Origin of the sequence: Thiomicrospira sp. ALE5 (assembly GCF_900112445.1) — a bacterium.
In the GTDB taxonomy this organism is placed as follows: Bacteria; Pseudomonadota; Gammaproteobacteria; order Thiomicrospirales; family Thiomicrospiraceae; genus Thiomicrospira.
The window spans coordinates 1,031,320-1,054,847 of record NZ_FOYY01000003.1 but is presented as its reverse complement, the minus strand read 5'-3'; the positions used below and the strand labels follow the sequence as shown (position 1 = coordinate 1,054,847).

Here is a 23,528-nt window from a genome sequence, read left to right as displayed (position 1 = left end):
AACCCTAGCCGATAAACGCGGGTAGCCAAGTCGCGAGGCTGGGCCAAGCCGCCAGCAGAGCAAGCAGGCCCAGTTGCAACACGATAAAGGGCCAAACCCCTTTATAGATGTCTAGCGTTTTTAAAGCCTCGCTGGCCACGCCGCGCAAATAAAATAAGGCAAAGCCAAACGGGGGCGTTAAAAAAGCGGTTTGCAGGTTGATCGCAATCATAATCGCGAGCCAAATCGGGTCAGCGCCCAACATCAATAAGACTGGCGCAATAATCGGCACCACTACATAGGTGATTTCGATAAAGTCTAAAAAGAATCCCAAAATAAATAAAAATAGCATCGTCAGAAGCATCAGGGTAAACAAGCCGCCAGGCAGATTACCCAATAATTGATGCGCCAGCTCATCACCGCCCAAGCCCCGAAACACCAGGGAAAAAAAGGCCGCACCAATAAAAATTAAAAAGATCATGCTGGTGAGTTTAAGGGTATTGCGCATGACATAGTTCAGCGTATTCATCGACAGTTGTCGCTTGAACATAGCAAGCAGCAAGGCTCCTAGCGCACCTAAGGCGCCCGCCTCGGTCGGGGTGGCCATCCCCAATATAATCGAACCCAGTACCAATAAAATTAACCCAATGGGCGGCAGCAGGCTTTGCACGACTCGTACTAGCAGGCCTGGTTGGGTTTGAATCACGCCATGTTGCGTGGGCGCGACAAATTTGGGCACGCGATGCGGTTGCAACCACGCCACGCCTAACATATAGGCAAGATACAACCCTACCAGCAGCAGGCCTGGTAGTAATGCACCGGCAAATAAATCGCCAACCGACACCGTTTCAGGCGCAAAAATCCCTTGCTGTAATTGCGCTTGTTGATAAGCATTGGAGATGACGTCGGCCAGTAAAATCAGAATGATCGACGGCGGAATAATTTGCCCAAGGGTGCCACTGGCGCAAATGGTGCCGCTGGCTAATTTAGGGCAATAACCTTGTTGTAACATGGTGGGTAGGGCCAGCAGGCCAAGCATAACTACGGTGGCACCGACGAGGCCGGTACTGGCGGCTAACAGGGCGCCGACTAAAATGACCGCGATGCCGAGGCCACCGCGCACGCCTTTAAAGACTTCGGCTAGGGTCAGCAGCAGTTGATCAGCGATTTTCGATTTTTCTAACATCAGACCCATAAAAATAAATAACGGCACCGCCAGCAGCGTGGAGTTGGTCATGATCGAGTAGATGCGGCTGGGTATCGCTTGAATAAAGGCGATATCAAATACCCCGGCGAATAGCGCGCCGAAAGCAAATAACAAGGATACCCCGGCTAGGGTAAAGGCCACCGGAAAGCCAATCATCAACGAGATTAAAACCAACGCAAATAAAACGAGTGCCAGCCATTCCATTATGCGGGTTCCTCAACATGAAGCAGGGTGAGCAGATACTGTGCAATAAGGCCGAGTGTTTGCAGGATCACCAGGCCTGGCATAATTAGAATTAAGGTTTTAAGCAGATATACATACGGCAGCCCGCTGGCATCGAGCGATTTTTCCTGAATCGTCCAGCTCGCGCCTACATAACTTAGCCCCGCCCAAATAATAAACACCATCACCGGCAGTACAAATAAGATGGCACCGAGTAGGTTAATCCAGGTTTGGGTGCGCAGCGAACAACGTTGATAAAACACATCTACCCGCACATGCTGATTTTGTTGATAGGTATAGGAAATTCCCAGCATAAACAAGGTCGCATGCATATAGATTAGGCTCTCATCGAGTTTGCTGGCACTAAAATTGACGCCATAGCGCAGTAGCACCGCTGCTGCGGTAGTCAGTACTAGCGCCAAGCTTAGCCATGCCACCGCATGACCAACGGATTGTTGGAAACGGTTTTGCCAGAAGATAAAAAGCCGTAACAAATGCATGCAGGTCATCAACAAGGTAAAATCAACATTTTAGCCGAAAAATCATCCAGATGAAAAACGATGCAAACTAAATTTCTACGCGTTCAAGTGGCGTTACCTGGGCCGTTTTGGCAACCCCTCAGCTATCTTGTGCCTGACGATTACCTGTCGGTTGCCACCGATCCAACTGTGCAATCGGCTTGGCAAGCTGACTGGCTGGGTTGGCGGGTGCGGGTGCCGTTTCGCAATCAAACGCGCGTTGCGGTGGTGGTAGGCGTGGATCAGGATGATGGAGTTGAACTCAGTAAACTTAAACCCTTGTTAGCCAAGTTGGACCAAGAACCGGTTTTGAATTCTCAAGACCTTAAATTTTTGCGCTGGGCCGCGAATTATTACCACGAACCGATTGGCGAGGTGGTAATGGCTGCCTTGCCCAAGCGCTTGCGCGATGGCGAGCCTTTGGCACTGCCAGGGGTGATGACTTGGCAGCGTTCGGCTTTGGGTCAAACCATCAATGTGGATCAACTCAGCGCGCGCGCGCACAAGCAACGGGCACTTTGGCAAGCGCTATCCAATGACCAGGCCTGGTCGTCCAGTCAACTTAATGCGTCGTTCAGCGGCTGGCAGCCGCTTGTAAAGCGCTGGGTGGAGCAGGGCTGGTTAGCCGTTACAGAAGGGCCCTGTTTAGCGCAAAAGTCCCTTCCAAATCCAGTGCGCCATGTGCTTAATGACGAGCAGCAAGCCGCGGTTACGAGCGTGCAAGCGAGCCAGGGTTTTGGTTGTTTTTTGCTGGATGGCGTGACCGGTAGCGGTAAAACCGAAGTCTATTTAGCCTTAATTGAGCAGGTGTTAGCCCAGGGAAAGCAAGTGCTGGTGTTGGTGCCTGAAATTGGGTTGACCCCACAAACCGCCGCGCGTTTTGAGGCCTATCTACAGCAGCCGGTAGTAGCGTTGCACTCGGGTTTAAATGATCAAGAACGCCACTGTGCGTGGCAGGTGATGCGCCGTGGGGAGGCAAGTGTGTTACTCGGTACGCGTTCGGCGCTCTTCTCGCCCTTTGCTGATTTGGGGTTATGCATTTTGGATGAAGAGCATGATTTGTCGTTTAAACAGCAAGATGGGTTTCGTTATTCCGCGCGTGACCTGCTGATTCGCCGGGCGCATTTACTTAACATCCCGGTGGTGTTAGGGTCGGCAACACCGAGTATGGAGAGTCTGCATAATGCCCAAACAGGCCGCTATCACTATCTGCGCCTGAGTCAGCGGGCGGGGGAGGCACAACCGCCACAATTGAGCTTGCTGGATGTCCGGGGCGATCGTTTACAAGAAGGCTTGTCGAATAAGGCGTTGGGGCAGATGCGTGATGCCTTAGCCGCGGGAGGGCAGGTGTTGGTGTTTTTAAATCGGCGTGGTTTTGCGCCGGTGTTGCTCTGTCATTCTTGTGGCTGGCAGGGCGCCTGTTCGCATTGTGATGCCAATCTGACCTACCATCATGCCAGCGATAGCTTGAAATGTCATCATTGTGGCTTTCAGCAGCCTAAGCCCAAGGTGTGTCCCGCCTGTGGTAGTGCGCACTTTGTAGCCATGGGGCAGGGTACCGAACGCCTAGAACAGTTTTTAACGACTCAGTTTCCAGAGCACAGCATTTTGCGTATCGATCGCGATACCACCCGTTTAAAAGGCAGTTTGGCCGAAAAGGTGACCCAAGCGCGCGATGGTGAAGCCGATATTCTAATTGGTACTCAGATGTTGGCTAAAGGTCATCACTTTCCTAAATTGACGCTGGTGGTAATGCTGGATTTAGATCAAGGCTTGTTTAGTGTTGATTTTCGTGGTGCTGAACGGATGGCGCAATTATTAGTGCAGGTCGCCGGTCGGGCGGGTCGTGGAACGCAAGCAGGACGCGTATTGATTCAAACGCATCAGCCCGAACATCCTACTTATCAACAACTGATACGCGAAGGCTATGCTGGTTTTGCCGCGCAAACCCTGCGTGACCGTCAAACTGCCAATCTGCCGCCGTTTAGTTTTCAACTTCTGGTGCGAGTTGAGGCGCTGGACTCAGCCCAGGCCGTCGCGTTTTTAGAGACCATTAAAGCGCTGTTATTGGCGGTGCCGGTCGCCGAACCCTGCGAGATTTGGGGGCCGGTGTCGGCTCCAATGGCTAAGCGCCAAAATCGCTGGCGTTATCAACTGCTCCTACAGGCACCGAGCCGCCCAAGCTTGCAGGCCTGGTGGCAAGCGGTGGCAGCCGATGTTTATACCCACCCACTCGCTAATCGAGTGCGCTGGAGTCTGGATGTTGATCCGCAAGAAATGGGCTGAAATGGTCTGAGCAGGGTTTGTGGTAAAGTATTAAAATAATTACATAATGTATTTACTTTAACCAAAGGACTCACACGTGAACCCCTTTATCCAATTTATGAAGGCGATTAATGCCAATCAACACCCCTCGCAAATCGCGCTGGGACTAACCCTAGGTATGCTGTTGGGACTCACGCCTTTTTGGTTTCCCCACACAATTCTAACGCTGTTGCTGATTTTAGTATTGCGAGTGAATGTGTCTGCGGTGTTAGTAGCTTGGGCTGTCTTTACCGGTATCGCTTATCTGTTTGATCCACTCTTTAATAGTTTGGGTGCTTGGTTGTTGCAATTACCAGGCCTGGTGCCCATCTGGACGGAGATGTATAACAATGCGTTTTGGCGCTTTATGTCATTTAACAATACGATTGTGTTAGGCAGTATTGCCGTGGCCTATACGCTTGCTGTGCCTTTTTTTGGATTATTTTTAGTCTTGGTTCGTGCCTACCGTCAGCGGTTTTTAGCTTGGGCACAACGGTTTAAAATTGTGCGAATTATAATGATGAGCGATAAAGCCAGTAGTCTAGCGGGGTGGTTCAAATGAGCGAGCCGATTAAAACTGACAAAAATAGTACGCCCCCCAAAAAAATGGCCGCGCCAAAAGGCTGGGTGCGTTGGTCAGGTGTGATGCTGCTAGCAGGCCTGCTGCTTGTTGGGGGTGGCTTAACGTATGTCGTTTCACAGTGGGCCTTAAAAGCGCAGCTAGAGCGCGCGGCTTCTGCGGCATGGGGTGCCAAGGTAGAGATTGCCAGTTTGCGTTTTGGACTAGCGCCAGTGGGCATGGAGTTGCGTGGTTTAGCGATCACCGATACCAACGATACCATGCAAAATGCATTGGTGATTGATCGCATCGCATTTGATTTGAATTTGTATCATCTGGTGGTGGGGCGCACGGTAATTGATCAAGCGCGCATTACGGGCATTGCATTTGATCAACCACGTTCACGTGATGGCGCTTTGCCGATTAGATCTGTTGAACAAACGGAGTCCAGCCGAGTAGCGCGTTTAGTGGAGCGTGTCCCCTTGCCTAACTTGGCACTGCCTGAGCCGGACACTATTTTAAGTCGTGAATCCTTGCAAACCCTCGAACAAACCCAGGCGCTGGCTACACAGTTGGAACAAATTAAAGCGGAGTGGCAAAGTTTGCAGCCGGATCTGCCAACGCCTGCGCGTTTAACTGAGTATCAAACCCGCTTAGCTGCGTTATTAGAGGGTGATTTGAGCGATGTGAGTCAAATTCCACAACGCCAACAAGCTTTAGCTGAACTTCAAGCCCAATGGCAACAGGATCAGCAAACGCTTGCACGCGCACGTAGTGTATTTGATGAACAAATGCCGGGTATTCGTGCGTCGATCTCGTCGTTACCGGGTCTGCCGGCTGCAGATGCTCGCCGTTTAATGGCCACCTATACGTTAGATGAACAGGGTTTGTCTAATATCACCTATTTGTTATTTGGCGATACCATTCAAGGTTATTTGGACCAGGGTTTAGGTTGGTATCATCGCGCGCAGCCGGTTATCGAGTGGTGGCAGAATTATCGTGCTGAAGCGCAAGCTGAAGCGGCAAGGGCGGCAGCACAAGCACCTGCTCGCTGGGAAGGCGAGTATATTGTTTTTACGGAATATGATCCTCAGCCAGACTTTATGCTTAAAACCTTAGAAATTAGCGCGGAATTGGCAAGTGGCCCGATGCGTGGTGAAGTTAATTTTTTAAATTTTGATCATGCGACTAGCCAACAGCCCATTGAGTTTGAGTTTAGCCTTGCTCAGGCGGCGCAGATTAATCCTTGGCATTTACTGGGTCAAGTCGATGGGCGTGGCGAAGATTGGGTCAGTGATGTGCAGTTTAACTGGCCGGATTATGCTATAGAAGATTGGCAATTAGTGGACTCGGCCAGTTTGCCGGTGGTGATGCAATCTGCTCAAGCCGATTGGATAGGGCAGTTGCAGTTAACCAACTTAGATCGTGTTGATGCAACGTTGCTAATGCAGTATCAGCAAGCCAAACTGGATGTCAGTCAATCGGATTCTGCTACCGTGTTGCGTTTATTACAGCCTATTTTTACTGGCGTGGATAGCTTTAAAGTTGAAGCAGGTCTAGTGGGTGCGCCTTGGGCACCCAGATTGTCGGCGTCATCGGATTTAGATCGTCGTTTTGCCAGTGGTTTACGTCAGGTCATGCAGCAGGAAATGGCGCAATTACAACAGCAATTGACTCAAGAAATTGAGTCACGTTTAGCGGAGGCGATGGCGCCTTTGGATGCGCAATTGGCGAGTTTGAACCTAGATCAAGCCGAGTTGATGTCTTTAGTACAGGGGTATGCGGGTTTGGATCAGCAAGGAGATCAGCAGCGTCGCGCTTTAGAGCGTCAGTTGCAGCAGCGAGCGGAAGATGAGGTACGAGGGCGTGCCGAACAAGAGTTACGTCAACGCTTGCCTAATCCATTTGGACGCTAAATAGCACAAAACAAAAAGGCGCAACCAAGCGCCTTTGAGGTAACAGCTAAAGCACCTATTACATTGGACAACCCATTGCGCGGGCACGTTTTTTTACTATGGCTCTTTCAGCGGCATCAGCCTCGCTGTCAAAGCCATCGCGTTCATACCAACCCTGGGTATGTTGCAACAAGACATCGGTTAGCGCATCAGTATGGTCTTCACGATAGTTTAGCGCTTTGATATAACTAAACTTCTCACCACCGGCTTCTTCAAAATACTCGCGGTTTTCACCATCAATTTCTTCAATGGTTTCGAGACAGTCCGCTGAAAAGCCAGGGCAGATGACTTGAACATGTTTGTATCCCAGGCCGGGTAAAGACATCATGGTTTCATCCGTGTAAGGTTTTAACCATTCCTCTTTGCCAAACAGCGACTGGAAAGTTACCTTGTATTGATGCGGCTCTAAACCCAGTTCCTGCGCGAGTAAGCGCGAGGTCACTTGGCATTCGCAATGATAAGGGTCGCCATTGGTTAGGTAGCGTTTTGGTACGCCGTGATAAGACATGACCAATAAATCCGGCACGCCATGTTCCGCTTGATGCTCACGTACTGAGTTGGCTAAGGCTTTAATATAACCTGGGTGACGGTGATAGTGATTGATAAAGCGCAGTTCTGGAATCCAGCGCCATTTGCGCAATACATCCGTCACATCATCAAAGGTCGACGCGGTGGTCGCTCCTGCATACTGCGGATAGAGTGGCATGACCACTAAGCGCTGCACGCCAAGTTGCTCAAACTTTTTCAACGCCGATTCAATTGATGGATTGCCATAGCGCATGGCAATATCAAATACCACCTTGCCTTTAAAATGGGGCGCCAGCTTTTTTTCAATGGCTTCTTTTTGCTTCACGGTAATATTAAGCAGTGGCGAACCTGGCCCTTCTGAATCCCAGACTTCTTCATAGGCTTCTGCCGATTTTGCAGGGCGGGTGTTGAGGATAATGCCATTGAGAATTAACCACCATAACCAGCGTGCGGGTGGTGGTTCAACCACGCGCGGATCCCATAAAAACTGCTTTAAATAGGGGCGAAGTGCTTGTTTAGTGGGCGCGTCGGGTGTGCCCAAGTTGGTAATGAGTACACCGGTTGCTGCTTCATCGCCGTGCCGATAAGTGGTATTGTTATGGTATTTCATCCAGTTTTCCTTTTAAGACGTGGCAAATGACTCTTATTGTATAAGAATTGTATAGAGTTTGTGGATGGGTTTTTTTGTGTAATCATCCCTACACATTAGATTCTTTTTTAAAATAACTAATATAATTAAACTAAAATCAAAATAAAAGCTATCAAAAAGCTAACTCAAGGATACTTCAAAATGATTAATTTGTCAGGTCAGTGGCGGCGCAGATCAGTGTTTTTATTAGCTGCGACTATGATTGCGAGCGCCACCTTCAGTCATCAACTCTTAGCTAACCAATTAGTTATTCAAAGTCATGTTGAACAGGCAACCGTCACTGAATCGATTATGGGCTTGGGTGAAGTATTAGCTAAGCGTCATGTTGAACTACAACCTAGCGTAACAGAACGGGTGGTTGCAGTGCATTTTGGCGATGGTGACTGGGTTGAAGAGGGGCAGTTACTTTTAACACTGGATCAAGCTGAAGTACGCGCGCAATTGGCTGAGTTGGCCGTGCGCCTTGCCGATGCCGACCGCCAATTTGCCCGGTTACGCACGCTGTTAGCGCGAGGTGATGTGTCGCAAGCGGCGGTAGATGAAGCGGATTTAATGCGCCAAACCTTACGGGCGCAACAAGAATTACTCAATGTACGCCTGGCGCGTCTTGAATTGCGCGCGCCGTTTGCTGGTCGATTAGGCGTGCGTCAAGTCAACGAGGGCGCGATGGCATCACCAAGCCTGGTGATAACCGATTTGATTGAATTGGATGAGGTGATGGTTGATTTCCATCTACCCGCGCGTTTTCTGAGCGATGTGGCGGTTGGGCAAACGGTGGTGTTGGAAAGTAGCCAGTTTAATCAGCGTGACATTCAAGGAGAGGTGGTCACTATATTCTCCAGTCTTGACCCAGCTACCCGCACCTTTCAAGTCAGGGCTAAGGTCGCAAATCTCGATTACAGTTTGTTGCCAGGTATGGCGATGACGGTGCGTTTGGATAAGGCACCGCGCAACGTGTTGCGCGTGCCTGAAACTGCTATCGTACCTATGGCCGATCAAAATTTTGTTTATGTGCTTAAACCGCAAGCGGATTCGGACTTGTTTAAAATTGAGCGCCGAGAAGTCGTACTTGGGCTGCGTCAACCTGGCTGGGTTGAGCTAGTAACGGGGGCTGAAAAAGGTGAGAAGGTGGTCAGCCAAGGCGCTTTGCGTGTTAGACCCGGTCAGCAGGTGAAAGTAGCCGACCAATTGCATCAAATCTCTGAATTCGCGCAATAGGAGGCGTTATGTTACTGTCTGACACGGCTGTTAAACGCCCCGTTTTGGCGGCCGTTTTTTCGTTATTGTTGGTCGCATTCGGTATGTTGGCCTTTGATCGCTTGCCCTTACGTGAATATCCCAACATTGATCCGCCGATTGTCTCGATAACCACCGGTTACCCGGGGGCGTCGGCCGCGGTCATTGAATCTCGCATTACCAAGCTAATCGAAGATCAGATTGCCGGTATTGAGGGTATTTCATTTATTGAATCGACCTCAAGTGATGGGCGATCGCGGATTCGGATTGAATTTAATATCAACCGCGATATTGATTCAGCTGCTAATGATGTGCGCGATCGTGTCGCTCGAGTTGCGCGTAACTTACCAGACGGCGCAGATCAACCCGAAGTGCAAAAAGTCGATGGTGACGATGATGTGATTGTCTGGTTTAACTTAACTTCTGACAATATGACCGTACCTGAGCTGACGGATTATGCCCGGCGTTATTTAGTCGATCGTTTCTCAGTCTTAGACGGTGTGGCCCGTGTTCGTATAGGCGGTGGCCAGGAATATGCAATGCGCCTGTGGTTAGATGCCAATGAAATGGCGATGCGCAATATCACTGTCAGTGATGTAGAACGCACGCTGCGCAGTGCCAATATTGAATTACCGGCGGGTACCGTTACCATGCAGGATGCCTCATTTAGTGTCAGGGTAGATCGTCAATTAACCAGCGTTGCCGATTTTGAGCGTTTGGTGGTTAAGCGCGGTTCGGCGCAAACCCAGGTACGCCTAGCCGATATTGCTCGCATCGAGTTGGGCTCGATTGAAAACCGCAGTTTTTTTCGAGGCAATGGTCTGCCGATGATTGGCCTTGGGATTATTAAACAATCCACCGCCAATACGATTACCGTTGCCGAAGGTGCTGCGGACGAGGTGGCGCGTTTAAACGCGATTTTGCCTGAAGGCATGGCGATAAAAGCCAGCTATGATAGTTCGGTATTTATCAAAAGCGCGATAAACGAAGTCTATAAAACCCTCGCTATTGCGATTGTCTTAGTGATGCTGGTTATTTTGTTGTTCCTGCGTAGTGTCCGCGTGGCCTTAATTCCTTTGGTCACAGTCCCCGTCTCGATTATTGCCACCTTTTGGGTGTTGTGGATGCTTGGATTTTCGATCAACCTGTTAACCTTGTTAGCCTTGGTATTGGCGATTGGCTTGGTGGTTGATGATGCGATTGTGGTGCTTGAGAACGTACAACGGCATATTGAAAAAGGCTTCTCACCGCTTGCGGCCGCCTTTTTGGGCACACGGCAAGTCGGTTTTGCAGTTATTGCAACCACGCTGGTGTTGGTGGCGGTATTTTTTCCGATTAGTTTTTTACAAGGCACCTTGGGCCGATTGTTTTCCGAATTTGCCATTACACTCACCGTGGCGGTAATCTTTTCAAGTTTTGTCGCACTGACCTTGTCACCGGCCTTGGCCTCTAAGTTGTTAAAAGCACGCAAAACAAAAGCTAACTCAGCAGCTATAAATACCGATCCGGCATTGGACAATAGCAGGCCTGCTGATTATCACGCGCCGGATGGCATGATGATTAGGGCATATCGTCCGATCTTAAAAGCCATCGTTAAGTGGCCCATTATGATTCTGCCGATTTTGTTTGCGGCCTTTTATGCCAGTTATTGGTTGTTTCAACAGCTTCCGGAAGAATATGCACCCCGAGAAGATCGTGGTGCCTTCTTTATTTTTGTATCGGGTCCAGAGGGCGCGACCCACGATTATATGAAAACCTATCTGGATGAGGTCGAGGCGCGTTTAATGCCTTTGGTCGAAAATGGCGAAATCAATCGTTTGTTGATTCGCTCACCGCGAGGGTTTGGTAATACAGAAATTTTTAATACCGGGATTGGGATTGTTGTGCTGAATGATTGGGCAGAACGCCGGCCTGCTAATGAGATTATGCAGGATGTGCGCGATCGTTTGGCCGATTTGCCGGGTATTCGAGCCAATCCCGTGATGCGCCAAGGTATTGGCGGGCGGGTGCAAAAACCTGTGCAGTTTGTACTGGGTGGTGGCAGCTATGCTGAGCTAGCGGAATGGCGGCGCATTATTACTGATGCGATTAACGACAACAATCCTGGCTTTGAAGCGGTTGATTGGGACTATAAAGAAACCAAACCGCAGTTGCGCGTCAATATTGATTACGAAAAAGCCTTTGATATGGGAGTAACCACTGAAGAAATTGGTCGCACCTTACAAACTTTGCTGGGTTCAACACGGGTGACGACTTTTGTTGACCAGGGTGAAGAGTACGATATTATCTTACAGGCTGATCGACGCTTGTATCGTTCGCCGACGAGTTTGGATCTAATACATGTGCGCTCAAACACCACGGGTGAACTCATCCCTTTATCAAGTTTGGTCAGTTATGAGGAGTTTGCCGATTCCGGTTCCTTGAATCGTTACAACCGGATGCGCTCAGTCACGATTGATGCTAATTTAGCGCCTCACCTTAGTTTAGGGGACGGCCTCGCTCATTTAGAAGGCTTGGCGCGCGAACTCTTGCCTGCCGATGCGATGATTGACTATAAAGGTCAGTCCCGTGATTTTCAGACCTCTGGTAATGCGGTGTTGTTTGTATTTTTACTGGGGCTATTGGTGGTTTTCTTGGTGCTATCTGCTCAGTTTGAAAGTTTTGTCAGTCCGTTTATAATCATGTTAACAGTGCCATTAGCTGTACTGGGCGGACTATTGGGTTTATGGTTACATGGCTTAACGTTAAACCTATATACGCAAATTGGTTTGGTCATGCTTATTGGTTTAGCCACCAAAAATGGTATATTGATTGTGGAGTTTGCTAATCAGCTTCGTGATCAGGGGATTGCATTTAAAGAGGCGTTAATTGATGCATCTTGCATGCGACTACGACCTATACTGATGACTGCCATTACAACCTGCATAGGTGCAACGCCATTGATCATGAGCTCAGGTGCTGGTGCCGAAACACGCTATGTATTGGGGATGGTATTAATTTGGGGCGTGGCGATAGCTACGGTGCTTACCCTGATTGTCATTCCTGCTGTGTATGCGTTACTTGGACGTTTTAGCCAACCTGCTGGTGTGAACAGTCGTGCGCTGGTAGCTGAATTAGGTACAGACCTCGATCGATATAAAAAATAAATACTAGGATGCTCAAATGAATTTTAAAGACCTCACCCTCAACACTAAGGTGTCTATTTTTGCGACCTCGCTAGGTGTCATATTGGCATTGGTATTGTCCGCGCAAATGTACTTTATCAATATTCCTCAAACGCAGTCTGCAACGCAAGAAAATCTTTTGGTTGAATCGCGGATTCATGTTGAAAAAGCGATCGATTTAAAGGTACAAAGCGGCGTGTTAGGCGCGACCGCTTTCAGTATGCAGCCCAATCTTATCGATGCCCTTTACATGGAAGAGCGTGAAAACCTACTCGATTTTTTTGCGGGTATTCGTGATGATTTTCGTAGCAAGTCTAATTTCAATAATATAGCTACGATTTTATTTTCAGCTGATGGGAGGATGCTGATAAGGTCTTGGGACTTAGAGACCTACGGTCAAGATGCAACCAATAGCCCGATCATTCAACAGGTTATGGCAGAACAGATGTCTACCGCGTCACTGGCAGTAGGGGCAAGGGGCGTTGGTGTGGTGGCCGTTGCGCCAGTGATGGATGATGGTGAAATGCTGGGTATGGTCTCTGTTTTACAAGGTCTGGCATCAACTGTCAGTGATTTTAATCGAATGGATACGGACTGGGTGTTATTGATTGATCAACGCTATATCGAAACCTATTTTCCCGGTTTTGGCGTCGTAGCGAACAATAAACAAATTGGTGACCATCACATTCTTGCTAACAATAACTGGTTCCCAGACGATGCGGTTGCCATTCTCGAACGCCATTTTAAGCCTGTAGAGGGTGAGCAAGAACAGGTATTCCTAGCCGATGGTAAGGTGATAATGGATTTACCGGCCTTTGATGAGCGCGGTGAAGTGATGGGGCGTCATATTCTTATTCGTGACGAAGATTATTTGTTAGAGCCGATTGCTATCGCCACAAGGGAGGCATGGGCTACCTTGACAACCGTACTCATTGGATTGCTGTTGTTAACGACCATCCTTATTCTTGCTGTGAATAGAATGGTGATTAAGCCTTTGCAGCAAGTTCAGAATATGCTGCAAAAAGTGACCCGAGAAGGAAAATTCAGCCTTAAGGCAGATGTTAAATCGAAAGATGAGGTTGGGAAAACCATGGCCTCGATCAATAGTTTGTTAACGAATGTTGACCATGCTTTAAATGAATCCAATCAGGTCGTCACGGCTATTTCTAAGGGCGATTTTACCAAGCGCATAGAGGGTGATTATGTTGGCGACTTAGATGAGCTTAAGCAGGGGGTTAATCTAAGTGTTGAAAATATTGTATCGGTCATGAACCAAATTGCGGGTGCGATGGAGGCACTGAGTAAAGGCGAGTTTGACTATAAGTTTAGCGTCACGGGAGAGGGTGAGTATGCGCGTATCATGGAATATGCGCAGCAAGCCATGGCACAAACGGATCAGCTAATCGCTGAGATTAACCGCGCGATGGCGGCGATGCAGGCGGGTAATTATCAAGTACATATAGATGTAGATGCGTTTGGCCAGCTCGCAATTATGCGTGATCGCGTAAATGACTCCATTGCGACACTCGACAAGGCGATCAAAGATATTACGCGGATTGTTGTGGCACAAAGTGAAGGTGATTTAACCCAGCAAATTACCCATGAATATCAGGGTGACTTGGATGTGCTTAAGCAGGCAATTAACCGTTCATTATCTCAATTGTCTGCTATGGTAGACCAGTCTATACAAGGCGCGAGCGTTGTACGATCAGCGTCTGATGAAGTGGCTAAAGGTGCGCAGGATTTAAGCCAACGCGTCCAAGAGCAAGCAGCAGCTTTAGAGCAAACTAGTGCCACCATGCATGAAATGAATGAAGCGATTCAGAATAATACAGAGAACACTGAAACTGCGTCAAAATCAGCTATAGATATTCAGCAGCAAGCAGAACAAGGCCAGCAGGTGATGTCAAAAACGATTCAGGCGATGGCTGAAATTGACGCGGCTAGTCAGCAGATTGCCGATATTGTCCATCTAATTGATTCCATTGCTTTTCAAACCAACCTGTTGGCTTTAAACGCATCGGTAGAAGCGGCAAGAGCCGGTGAGCAAGGTCGTGGCTTTGCAGTCGTTGCTGGTGAGGTGCGAAATCTTGCGCAAAAATCGGCAGAGTCCGCCAAGAATATTAAAGTATTGATTGACTCGAGCGTTGAAAAAGTGAGCAACGGGACGCAGTTAGCTACAGACTTGGAGCAACGTTTGGCGAACATGGCTGATAGCATTAACCAAGTAAGTGGCATGATTGAGCAGATCGCAAATGCGTCTAGTCAGCAGGCAGAGGGCATTGGCCAGGTTCATCAAGCGATTAACGAGATAGATAGTGTGACGCAGCAAAATGCAGCACTGGTAGAAGAAACTACAGCCGCTGCGGAGAGCATGAGTGACCAAGCTACTCAGATGGAAGAAACAATGCGTTTTTTCAGAACAGCAAATGGGGGTGGTTTAACGCACCAGTTAGGACATCAACCTAAAACACCCAAAGCGATCAAGCAAGCAGCGCAAACAAACGCAGATACGACGGCACCAAAGCCTGTAAACAAAGCTAAGCCAAGTATTGAGAGCAAGTCACAATCTGATGATGACTGGGCTGAGTTTTAACTGCAACGAGATAGGCAGATAAGGCTTTCGATATGTTTAGTATGACTAAACATATCGAATTGTTGTGCTTGTTCAATGACAAAGCCTTGTTGAATTAATAAAGCTAAGTCTCGATTTAAACTGCCAGGATGGCAAGAGACATAAACCAATCTTTGCAACTGGGTTTTGCCTAAGGTGGCACAGAGCGCTTCAGCTCCAGCGCGTCCTGGATCCAAGATAGCCCTATCTGCAGGCCAAGACCACCAGGCCTGTTTATCAGGTGCTACAAACAAATTACTCTCTTCAAATCTAACATTAGTAATACCATTTGCGTTCGCATTTTTGTGTGCCAAGGCGACAGCTTGAGAATTTCCTTCTATGCCTAATACCGCTGCGGCTTGCAGTGCGGCCGGCAAACTAAAGTTTCCAATTCCGGAGAAAAAATCTATGACTCGACTAGCCGGTGTAAGCTGTAACCAAGTTAGCGCCTGCGCGACAAGCTGCTCATTAACGATTTGATTGACTTGAATAAAGCTTTTAGCAGTGAAGTAAAGACGTAAGCCCATTAGGGTGTAAAAGTCACTTTGCGGTTGATCTTCTTCACCTAGTTGACAGAGCGTTACATTGTCTCCTGCGCTTAGCCATAACGTTTGATTACGCTTGGGCGCATGATCAAGTAAACCGTGTCGTTGTGTTGTCAATTCTTGGTTGATAGATGAGGTGAGGATTGGACACTCTGAAATATCAACGACTTGATGGCTTTGTTGACTTCGAAAACCCAGTAGGGGTTGATGGCTCTGCCAACCTCGCCCAAGGATCAGTTTAGCCCGTCGACGGTATGCGCGATCAGGGGTGTTTGGCGTGTCAAGCCAGCTTATCGATGGTTTGGGCTGTAGCTTAGTCAGCATTTTAATAAGGTGCTGCTGTTTCCAATAGCGTTGAGCATCAATGTTCAAATGCTGCAGCTGGCAGCCACCACACTGATGATAAAGGGCGCAGAAGGGCGTTTCTCGGTGGGGTGATGCACTTGTTAAGTGAGTCAGCTTGGCAAGTGCGTAGCGCGGCGTATCCTCAGTAATTTGGATAGTAGCACAGTCACCAGGAACGGCTCCGACAACAAATATCGTTTTACCCTTTACTTTGGTAACACCCAAGCCGGTTTCAGATAGGTCGGTAATCTTGGCAGATGGAATGGAGTCGCCGAGTTTGAATTGGGTTTTTGCCTGTCGTTGAACAGGCTTAACACTTCGGCGCTGGGGTAGCTTCAATTATTGGATTCCGATGACATCTCCAACCGTCGCTTGAAAATAAACGGGGTCGAATGAAGGGGGTAATTGTTGATGAATAATAAAGTACATATACACGGCGTGTAGTGCACCGAACTTATAAAACCAGTGTCCTAGCCAACGTTTTAGCAGGCCTGGTTCAACTCGACGCAATTTCAGTTTACTCTTTGCGGTCCCAAACAAGTAGCCATAGGTTGCGCCACTAATAGGTTGTTGGGGGTTTAATCGACCTGTTTTAACCAACTCTTTCGATAGACGTACAGCGTCACGAATCGACTTGGCGAGTGCTAGACTCAAGTGCTTTGACACCTGTGCGCTATCGGCCTTGCCTTTTTCAAGTTGTTGGCGAAGATAAGCATGTTTTTGAGCCAAAACATGGTGTGCCTTGGCAAGATGCAGGGTGATTTGGCCATCGCTGTCTTGACTATAAAATACATGATCACTTAGATTAGTAAAGACCAAACGCCCAGTTAAGCGCAGGCTAATCTTATTAATCAGGTCTTTAAAGGAAAAGAATGGCATAGTAGCCAAGGGGTAAATGATTAAGAAGGTCATCAGTAACGCAAAGCTAATGGCTATAGAACGCCGACGCATTGGTGTGCCTTCGTAAAAGCCAAACATCACGATAAAAAAAGATAGCGTTAGCAGGCCTGCAATAAAAAGAATACTTAGCAGGTGTTGCCATAAAAAATGACGCCCTTGCCGACTTGCAACCAAGGCTCTCGTAAAATGCCAAGTTTCTCTGACACGAAATAGCCATTCATTGTTCATGATGTTTATCACCCTGTCGTGATTGCAGACAAAAATTCAATCTAAAATACAGTTAAAGAACCACACAAATAACCTTGTAATTATAGGCTAGTTGTAAACCACAATCAATTTATTAGCAGCATGTTTGAATGAAATGTGTTGTGGGTTAATTCATTCAATCAATAACCCATAAATGACCAAACCAATACCATTGTCCTTGCCCAGTCGGGGCGGTGCATGCATAGCGATCTCGTGGGGAGCGTAATGCTTGCTCAGCTTGAATAACCAATTGAGTGGGGCTTTGCCAATCCATGTGTAAGGTGTGTCCACGACTGTTAAAACAGTTAAGTTGGCGTACCGGCTCTGATAATTCTAAAGTAAGCGTAGGTGGATTCTTGCTAATAATTGGATCCCAAGGAGTGATGGAGTTGAGTGGCAGGGGACGTGTGTTAACTTTGAGTCGAAAATCTTCGATTTTGGCAAAGTTAACCGCCATCGGAAAACGATTCAGGGCACGGCGATCCATGTTCGCATCAACCGCACCTGATACTTGCGCGACACTTGTATAGCCCATTTCGGCAATTAAGTTTGCCGCGGATTCACTATATTCACCATAGGGGTAGGCGAATAAACGGGGTACATTTTCAGCACCTAGTTCGGCATCAAGGCGTTGTTGCGCAAGACTTACCTCTTGACGCACGCGTGTGAGCATGTCAGCTTCTGTTTCGCCGTCTATTGGGCGCATCTTGCTATGGCTGTGGCTGTGGTTGGCAAACTCAAATCCAGCTGCCTGCATGTTTCGCATTTGTTGCCAAGACATATAGTTGCCAAATCCACTATCAACCGGCTCTGAATTGACAAACGTGGTCATTGTCCAACCCAGTTTTTTAAGTCGTGGGTAGGCTTCAGTATAAACGCTAATATAGGCATCGTCTGCGGTTAATACGACGGTTCGATCCGGTACCGGTTGATTGGTTTCCCAATGATGAATGAGTTTGGATAGTGGCCAAACGGTAAAGTCATTATTTTTAAGGTAGTCTAAGTGGGCATCAAATTGGGCAAGGGTGACACTGGTGCTGGGCGGAGTATCATCACCAAAGTGATGATACATTAAAATAACGGCCGCACTATTGTGAGAATGTGATTGAACTTGGGTGCTAAACAATGTAAGTGCGGAAGCAAATATTAGAGCGAAATAATATTGAGTTTTAAACAGACTTATCCTCATAACCATCCTAAATTTGCTTTTTTTCTAATCATTGAAATATTATGCACGTGTGTTAAGGCAGATTCAAAGGAAGAAAATGCTAACTTATATTAAATTCAGTCTTATTCCATTAACTATATTCGCCGGGTGGATTTTTTACGAGCGTGGACAGTCGCTGGATAAAAAAGATAAGCCATTCGTTGCAGTTGAACTGCCAGATTTTGCAGCTATTGTTGATGTTAATGAGAAAAAACAAGCTTTTGTGGATTTTCTATTGCCCGCTATAGAAGCCTCTAATCAGGCTATAAAGCAAGAGCGCCAGTTTTTAATGCAATTAAACGTTGAACAGATGAGCAATCAACAACGCACTAAATTGGAGGCGTTAGCTGAGAAATATCAACAACCTCGCAATGAAGGTCAGTCTCTTGCTGAATGGCAATCCGCACTAATTAAAAAAGTGGATATTATTCCGCCGGCTCTAGCACTTGCGCAGGCAGCAAATGAGTCCGCTTGGGGAACGTCACGTTTTGCGATTGATGGAATGAACTTTTTTGGTCAATGGTGTTTTTCTGTTGGCTGTGGTCTAGTGCCTAATCAGCGCCCCGAGGGTCAAACTTATGAAGTCAGAGTGTTTGACTCCCCTCAGGCATCGGTAGATGCCTATATGTTGAACTTAAACGCTTTTCATACTTACGAAGATTTAAGGGACATTCGTGCTGAAAAACGTGCCAATAACCAACCGCTTAATAGCGAAGCCTTGGCCGAAGGCTTACTCGCCTATTCGACAAAACGAGAGGTTTACATAGAGGAATTGCAGGCAATGATCCGCTTTAATCAGTGGCAAGGCTATGATAAGAAGCTTTGATGAGAATGTCTTTATTAGATAGATGAATTTCGTGCACTATGATAAATTTTCTTACACAGTAAGAAACTAACCCTTATAATATCGAGGTTTTTAACACGCGCTCATAGTGAAATGGATATCACGAGGCCCTCCGGAGGCCTAAGTGGAGGTTCGATTCCTCCTGAGCGCGCCACCTTCCAAGTTTATGCCTGGCGCATAAACTGATCGATACGATCGAGTGCCTCTTCCAATTGAGCCATACTGGTTGCAAATGAAATCCGCAAATGCCCTTCACTGCCAAAACCTGATCCAGGCACCGCGGCGACTTCGGCATGATCTAAAATGGCACTGGCTAATTCGGCATCATTGGCCAAGCCTTTCATTTTTACCGCTTCGCTGACGTTGATGAACATATAAAAAGCGCCATCCGCTGGTAAGCATTTAAAGCCTGGAATTTGATTAATTCGTTGCACCACAAAGTGATGGCGTTCTTTAAATGCGGCTAGCATTGTTTGAATGCAGGCCTGGTCACCGTTAAGCGCGGCCACTGCGGCTGCTTGAGAAATTGAGCAGGGGTTGGAGGTACTTTGCGATTGGACGGTTTTCATCGCTTTAATAATCGCTTTGGGGCCACCGGCATAGCCAATACGCCAACCGGTCATGGAATAGGCTTTAGACACGCCATTTAATACAATCGTGCGGTCAGCTAGGGCTGGGCAGACTTCTAAAATATTGGTAAAGCCTAATTCACCTAAAATAATATGCTCATACATATCATCCGAGGCAATCAAGATGTTCGGGTGAGCCAACAATACATCGGCTATGGCCTGCAATTCATCAGCAGTATAAATTGCGCCGGTAGGGTTTGAGGGGCTGTTAATCACCACCATACGCGTATTGGGGGTAATCGCTTGCGCAAGCTGTTGGGCGCTAATTTTAAAATTTTGTTCAATATTGGTTTCTATAATAACCTGATTTGCGCCAGCTAATAAAGCCATGTCCGGGTAGGATACCCAGTAAGGCGCAGGAATGATGACTTCATCGCCATCATTAAGCACCGCTTGGCAAAGATTATAAAAGCTCTGCTTGCCACCGCTTGATACGAGAATTTCGTCAGCGGCGTAATCTAGCCCGTTGTCACGCTTGAACTTAGCTTGAATGGCCTGTTTAAGTTCGGGAATACCATCAACGGCGGTGTAGCGTGTTTGTCCGCCTTCAATGGCTGCAATACCAGCCGCTTTGATGTGCGTTGGCGTATCAAAGTCGGGTTCGCCGGCGCCAAGGCTTATAATAGCTTTTCCGGCCCGTTTGAGTTCAGCGGCTTTGGCTGAAATTACCAGGGTTAATGAAGGTTTTACACGTTGCACACGATCAGAAAGCAAGGCCATGAATTTCTCTCAGCTGATAGTATGATGCTGAAACAGCACCGGAATTTAAATTTATATGAAATAACCCTTTATTTTACTGTTTTTATAGGTTATTTAAAGCAGTTTATAAAAAATGTTTAGTGGGATCTTCCACATCATCTTTACCTTGTTAAGGAGCCGTCATGGCAAAAGCGTTTGAATTGGTATCACATTATCAACCTGCGGGTGACCAACCCGCTGCGATAGCAGGCCTGCTAGAAGGGCTGCAGGATGGCGAAGCTTATCAAACGCTGCTTGGGGTGACCGGGTCGGGTAAGACCTTTACCATGGCGAATGTGATTCAGCAGGTTAAGCGTCCAACCATTATTATGGCGCACAATAAAACGCTGGCTGCGCAGTTGTATGGTGAAATGAAAGGGTTTTTCCCTAAAAATGCGGTCGAATATTTTGTTTCTTACTATGATTATTATCAGCCGGAGGCTTATGTGCCGGCGTCAGATACCTACATTGCCAAAGATGCGGCAGTTAATGAGCAGATTGAGCAGTTGCGTTTGTCGGCCACCAAGGCGCTGATGGAGCGTGAAGATGTGATTTTGATTGCCACGGTATCAGCGATTTATGGTTTGGGGGATCCAGATCAATATTTGAGCATGATGCTGCAACTTCGGCTGGGCGATAAAATCAGCCAGCGAGATATTTTGGCGCGTTTGGCGACCATGCAATACAGTCGAAATGATATTGAAATGTATCGCGGTATGTTTCGGGTGCGTGGTGATGTGGTGGATGTCTATCCTGCGGAAGCTGAACAGTATGCGGTGCGGATTGAACTGTTTGATGACGAGGTAGAGCGCTTGAGTTGGTTTGATCCGCTTACCGGTGAGCAGGTTGCTAAGGTGACACGTATTAGTGTTTATCCAAAATCTCACTATGTTACACCGCGTGAGCGCGTGCTTGAAACCATTGATCAGGTCAAAATTGAGTTGAAGGCTCGCTTGGAGGAGTTACGCAGTTTAAATAAACTGGTTGAAGCGCAACGGCTTGAAGAGCGCACGCGCATGGATATCGAGATGATGTTGGAGCTAGGCTATTGTCAGGGGATAGAAAACTATTCGCGTTATTTGTCGGGGCGGGGTCCGGGCGAAGCACCACCGACTTTAATTGATTATTTGCCTAAAAATGCGTTGATGATTATTGATGAAAGCCATGTCACTATTCCGCAAATTGGCGGCATGTATAAAGGTGACCGCTCGCGCAAAGAAAACTTGGTTAACTATGGTTTTCGACTGCCTTCGGCGATGGATAATCGCCCGATGAAGTTTGAAGAATTCGAACAGTTAATGCCACAAACCATTTTTGTTTCAGCGACTCCCGCGGCTTATGAGTTTGAACACAGCTCGAAAATTGTTGAGCAGGTGGTGCGCCCAACAGGCTTGGTGGACCCGGTGCTCGAAGTGCGCCCCGCCACCACTCAGGTTGATGATTTGCTCGGTGAAATTCGATTGTGTGTGGCCAAGGCTGAGCGGGTGCTGGTGACGACCCTAACCAAACGCATGGCCGAAGATTTAACCGATTATTTAGAAGATCACCAGGTGCGGGTGCGTTATTTACATTCTGATATTGATACCGTCGAGCGGATTGAAATTATTCGTGATTTACGTCAAGGCGAATTTGATGTATTGGTTGGTATTAACCTGTTACGAGAGGGGCTAGATATTCCTGAAGTGGCCTTAGTGGCGATTTTGGATGCCGATAAGGAGGGCTTTTTGCGCTCCGAACGCTCGTTGATTCAAACAATTGGGCGCGCCGCACGTAATACCGAAGGGCGGGCGATTTTGTATGCCGATAAAATCACCAAATCAATGCAAAAGGCGATGGATGAATCCCTGCGTCGCCGTGAAAAACAATTAGCCTTTAACGAGACGCACGGCATTACTCCGACGGCTTTAAATAAAAAAGTGACCGATATTTTAGAGCACTCGCCCTATGCCTCCAAAGCCGGGCGCACTAGCCAGCGGAGTGCCATGGTGGCTGAAGCGAATGGTGACTTTGATGTTGCGTCTATTGCGCTGCTAAAACCGGCTGAGCTAGCGAAAAAGATCAAGCAAACTGAAAAGCAGATGTATGAAGCGGCCAAAGCGCTCGATTTTGAGCTGGCGGCGCAATTGCGTGATCAAGTTAAACAGTTAAAGGCAGGCATGGTTGGCGTGGGCGATTTAAGGTAGAATTGACAGATTGAGTATTAAATATTTGAGTGGGATAGTATGAAGCAGTGGGTCAAAAATTTAGGCGCTTATTTGAGTGCGGTGCTTTTAATGTTTCCTGCGTTTGTAGGAAATGTAAGTGCCGATGATGACAGTGCGAGCACCATCGTGGCGATTGAGCAACATATTGTCTCGCGTGAGTTTGATCAAGCTCAAGCATTGCTTAGTGAGTCTACGATACCTGAATTTCAGCGTGATTATTTGCGTGGTTGGTTAGCGGTTAAGCAGCAAGACTTCGAACAAGCGAAGGCGATTTGGCTGCCACTTTGGGAAGCTCATCCAGATAAGTTAGAATTGGGCAATAATCTAGCCGTGGCGCTTATTCAATTAAAAGAGTTTGGCTTAGCCAAGCGTGTGTTAGAAGGGTCGCTAAACCAAGATGAGCGTATTGCCAGTGCTTTGGGAAACTTGAACGATTTACACAGCTACCTTGCTCAGCGAGCCTATGCCAATGTATTTAATCGTATTCAAGCGCAACCGCCATTGGGTCAATGGTTAGCGCTTGCCCCTGAAACGATTAGTTATGATGTGGCAGCCAGTGTCAGCACTCAGGGTGTTGACTTTGAGCGCGAGATTACTCAAGCCTTAGTAGCTTGGCGTCATGCTTGGGCGGCACAGAATGTCGATCGTTATTTAATGGCATATAGCGATCGCTTTGTACCGTCGAATAATCAGAGTCTTGCTGATTGGCGGCGAACGCGTGAGCGCAATGTATCTCGACCGAATTTTATTGAGTTACAGTTAGCCAATGTGCGTATTTTACCTATCACTGCCAATGAAGTTCAGGTTGAGTTTGATCAAATGTACCGTTCGAATATTGTAACGAGTAATACGCGCAAGATGCTCATGTTTGAGCGTCAAGATGGTCGCTGGTTTATTATTCAAGAAAGGGTAATCAATGAAGGTTAGTGGCTTTT

Annotated in this window: 16 protein-coding genes and 1 tRNA gene; 10 read left to right on the top strand and 7 right to left on the bottom strand. The window is 47.5% G+C overall.

What is annotated here, in order from left to right:
* Nucleotides 1–4: 4 nt before the first annotated feature.
* Both BM293_RS05115 and BM293_RS05110 read right to left on the bottom strand, forming a co-directional pair.
* The gene (locus tag BM293_RS05115; protein ID WP_093447305.1) at nucleotides 5–1,390 is read right to left on the bottom strand and encodes a TRAP transporter large permease; all 1,386 of its coding nucleotides are present in this window, start codon (nucleotides 1,388–1,390) and stop codon (nucleotides 5–7) included.
* On the bottom strand, nucleotides 1,390–1,917 hold the full coding sequence (locus tag BM293_RS05110) for a TRAP transporter small permease subunit (RefSeq protein ID WP_234968905.1): 528 nt from the start codon (nucleotides 1,915–1,917) through the stop codon (nucleotides 1,390–1,392). Before BM293_RS05110 ends, BM293_RS05115 begins: the two co-directional genes overlap by 1 nt.
* A gap of 51 nt (nucleotides 1,918–1,968) precedes the next feature.
* On the opposite strand from BM293_RS05110, the gene BM293_RS05105 reads away from it, so the two are divergent.
* The 3 genes from BM293_RS05105 to BM293_RS05095 all read left to right on the top strand — a co-directional run bounded on the left by BM293_RS05105 (nucleotide 1,969) and on the right by BM293_RS05095 (nucleotide 6,705).
* A complete protein-coding gene (locus BM293_RS05105) occupies nucleotides 1,969–4,212 on the top strand; it encodes a primosomal protein N' (protein ID WP_093447303.1) in 2,244 nt (747 codons plus the stop codon).
* 76 nt (nucleotides 4,213–4,288) lie between these two features.
* Nucleotides 4,289–4,792: a TIGR03546 family protein gene (locus BM293_RS05100; protein ID WP_093447301.1), complete on the top strand. Its 504-nt coding sequence runs from the start codon at nucleotides 4,289–4,291 to the stop codon at nucleotides 4,790–4,792.
* A complete protein-coding gene (locus tag BM293_RS05095) occupies nucleotides 4,789–6,705 on the top strand; it encodes a TIGR03545 family protein (RefSeq protein ID WP_093447299.1) in 1,917 nt (638 codons plus the stop codon). The genes BM293_RS05100 and BM293_RS05095 overlap by 4 nt, the downstream gene beginning before the upstream one ends.
* A gap of 58 nt (nucleotides 6,706–6,763) precedes the next feature.
* On the opposite strand, the gene hemH is transcribed toward BM293_RS05095, so the two are convergent.
* A complete protein-coding gene (hemH, locus tag BM293_RS05090) occupies nucleotides 6,764–7,882 on the bottom strand; it encodes a ferrochelatase (protein ID WP_093447297.1) in 1,119 nt (372 codons plus the stop codon).
* Nucleotides 7,883–8,062: 180 nt separating this feature from the next.
* On the opposite strand from hemH, the gene BM293_RS05085 reads away from it, so the two are divergent.
* The 3 genes from BM293_RS05085 to BM293_RS05075 are packed head-to-tail and all read left to right on the top strand — an operon-like array spanning nucleotide 8,063 to nucleotide 14,917.
* Nucleotides 8,063–9,139, top strand: coding sequence for an efflux RND transporter periplasmic adaptor subunit (locus BM293_RS05085; RefSeq protein WP_093447295.1), 1,077 nt, complete (start codon nucleotides 8,063–8,065; stop codon nucleotides 9,137–9,139).
* An 8-nt stretch (nucleotides 9,140–9,147) separates the two neighbouring features.
* On the top strand, nucleotides 9,148–12,303 hold the full coding sequence (locus tag BM293_RS05080; protein WP_093447293.1) for an efflux RND transporter permease subunit: 3,156 nt from the start codon (nucleotides 9,148–9,150) through the stop codon (nucleotides 12,301–12,303).
* 16 nt (nucleotides 12,304–12,319) lie between these two features.
* A complete protein-coding gene (locus tag BM293_RS05075) occupies nucleotides 12,320–14,917 on the top strand; it encodes a methyl-accepting chemotaxis protein (protein ID WP_093447292.1) in 2,598 nt (865 codons plus the stop codon).
* Here BM293_RS05075 and BM293_RS05070 read toward each other — a convergent pair.
* The 3 genes from BM293_RS05070 to BM293_RS05060 all read right to left on the bottom strand — a co-directional run bounded on the left by BM293_RS05070 (nucleotide 14,914) and on the right by BM293_RS05060 (nucleotide 18,043).
* The gene (locus BM293_RS05070; RefSeq protein ID WP_093447290.1) at nucleotides 14,914–16,164 is read right to left on the bottom strand and encodes a class I SAM-dependent RNA methyltransferase; all 1,251 of its coding nucleotides are present in this window, start codon (nucleotides 16,162–16,164) and stop codon (nucleotides 14,914–14,916) included. The two genes, BM293_RS05075 and BM293_RS05070, sit on opposite strands and share 4 nt — an antisense overlap.
* Entirely contained in the window at nucleotides 16,165–16,953 is a 789-nt protein-coding gene (locus BM293_RS05065) for a hypothetical protein (protein ID WP_093447289.1), read from the bottom strand.
* Between the two features lie 154 nt (nucleotides 16,954–17,107).
* Nucleotides 17,108–18,043, bottom strand: coding sequence for a polysaccharide deacetylase family protein (locus BM293_RS05060; protein ID WP_234968904.1), 936 nt, complete (start codon nucleotides 18,041–18,043; stop codon nucleotides 17,108–17,110).
* A gap of 193 nt (nucleotides 18,044–18,236) precedes the next feature.
* On the opposite strand from BM293_RS05060, the gene BM293_RS05055 reads away from it, so the two are divergent.
* Together BM293_RS05055 and BM293_RS05050 are read left to right on the top strand one after the other, a co-directional pair.
* Complete coding sequence (locus BM293_RS05055; protein ID WP_093447286.1) at nucleotides 18,237–19,004, top strand: glucosaminidase domain-containing protein; 768 nt, start codon at nucleotides 18,237–18,239, stop codon at nucleotides 19,002–19,004.
* Nucleotides 19,005–19,101: 97 nt separating this feature from the next.
* Nucleotides 19,102–19,176, top strand: a tRNA-Arg gene (locus BM293_RS05050).
* A 10-nt stretch (nucleotides 19,177–19,186) separates the two neighbouring features.
* Here the strand turns inward: BM293_RS05050 and BM293_RS05045 are convergent.
* A complete protein-coding gene (locus BM293_RS05045; RefSeq protein WP_093447284.1) occupies nucleotides 19,187–20,371 on the bottom strand; it encodes a pyridoxal phosphate-dependent aminotransferase in 1,185 nt (394 codons plus the stop codon).
* A gap of 161 nt (nucleotides 20,372–20,532) precedes the next feature.
* Between BM293_RS05045 and uvrB the strand changes: the two genes are divergently transcribed.
* Together uvrB and BM293_RS05035 are read left to right on the top strand one after the other, a co-directional pair.
* Nucleotides 20,533–22,572, top strand: coding sequence for an excinuclease ABC subunit UvrB (gene uvrB, locus BM293_RS05040; protein WP_093447283.1), 2,040 nt, complete (start codon nucleotides 20,533–20,535; stop codon nucleotides 22,570–22,572).
* 39 nt (nucleotides 22,573–22,611) lie between these two features.
* On the top strand, nucleotides 22,612–23,520 hold the full coding sequence (locus BM293_RS05035) for a L,D-transpeptidase Cds6 family protein (protein WP_093447281.1): 909 nt from the start codon (nucleotides 22,612–22,614) through the stop codon (nucleotides 23,518–23,520).
* The last annotated feature ends 8 nt before the right edge of the window (nucleotides 23,521–23,528 follow it).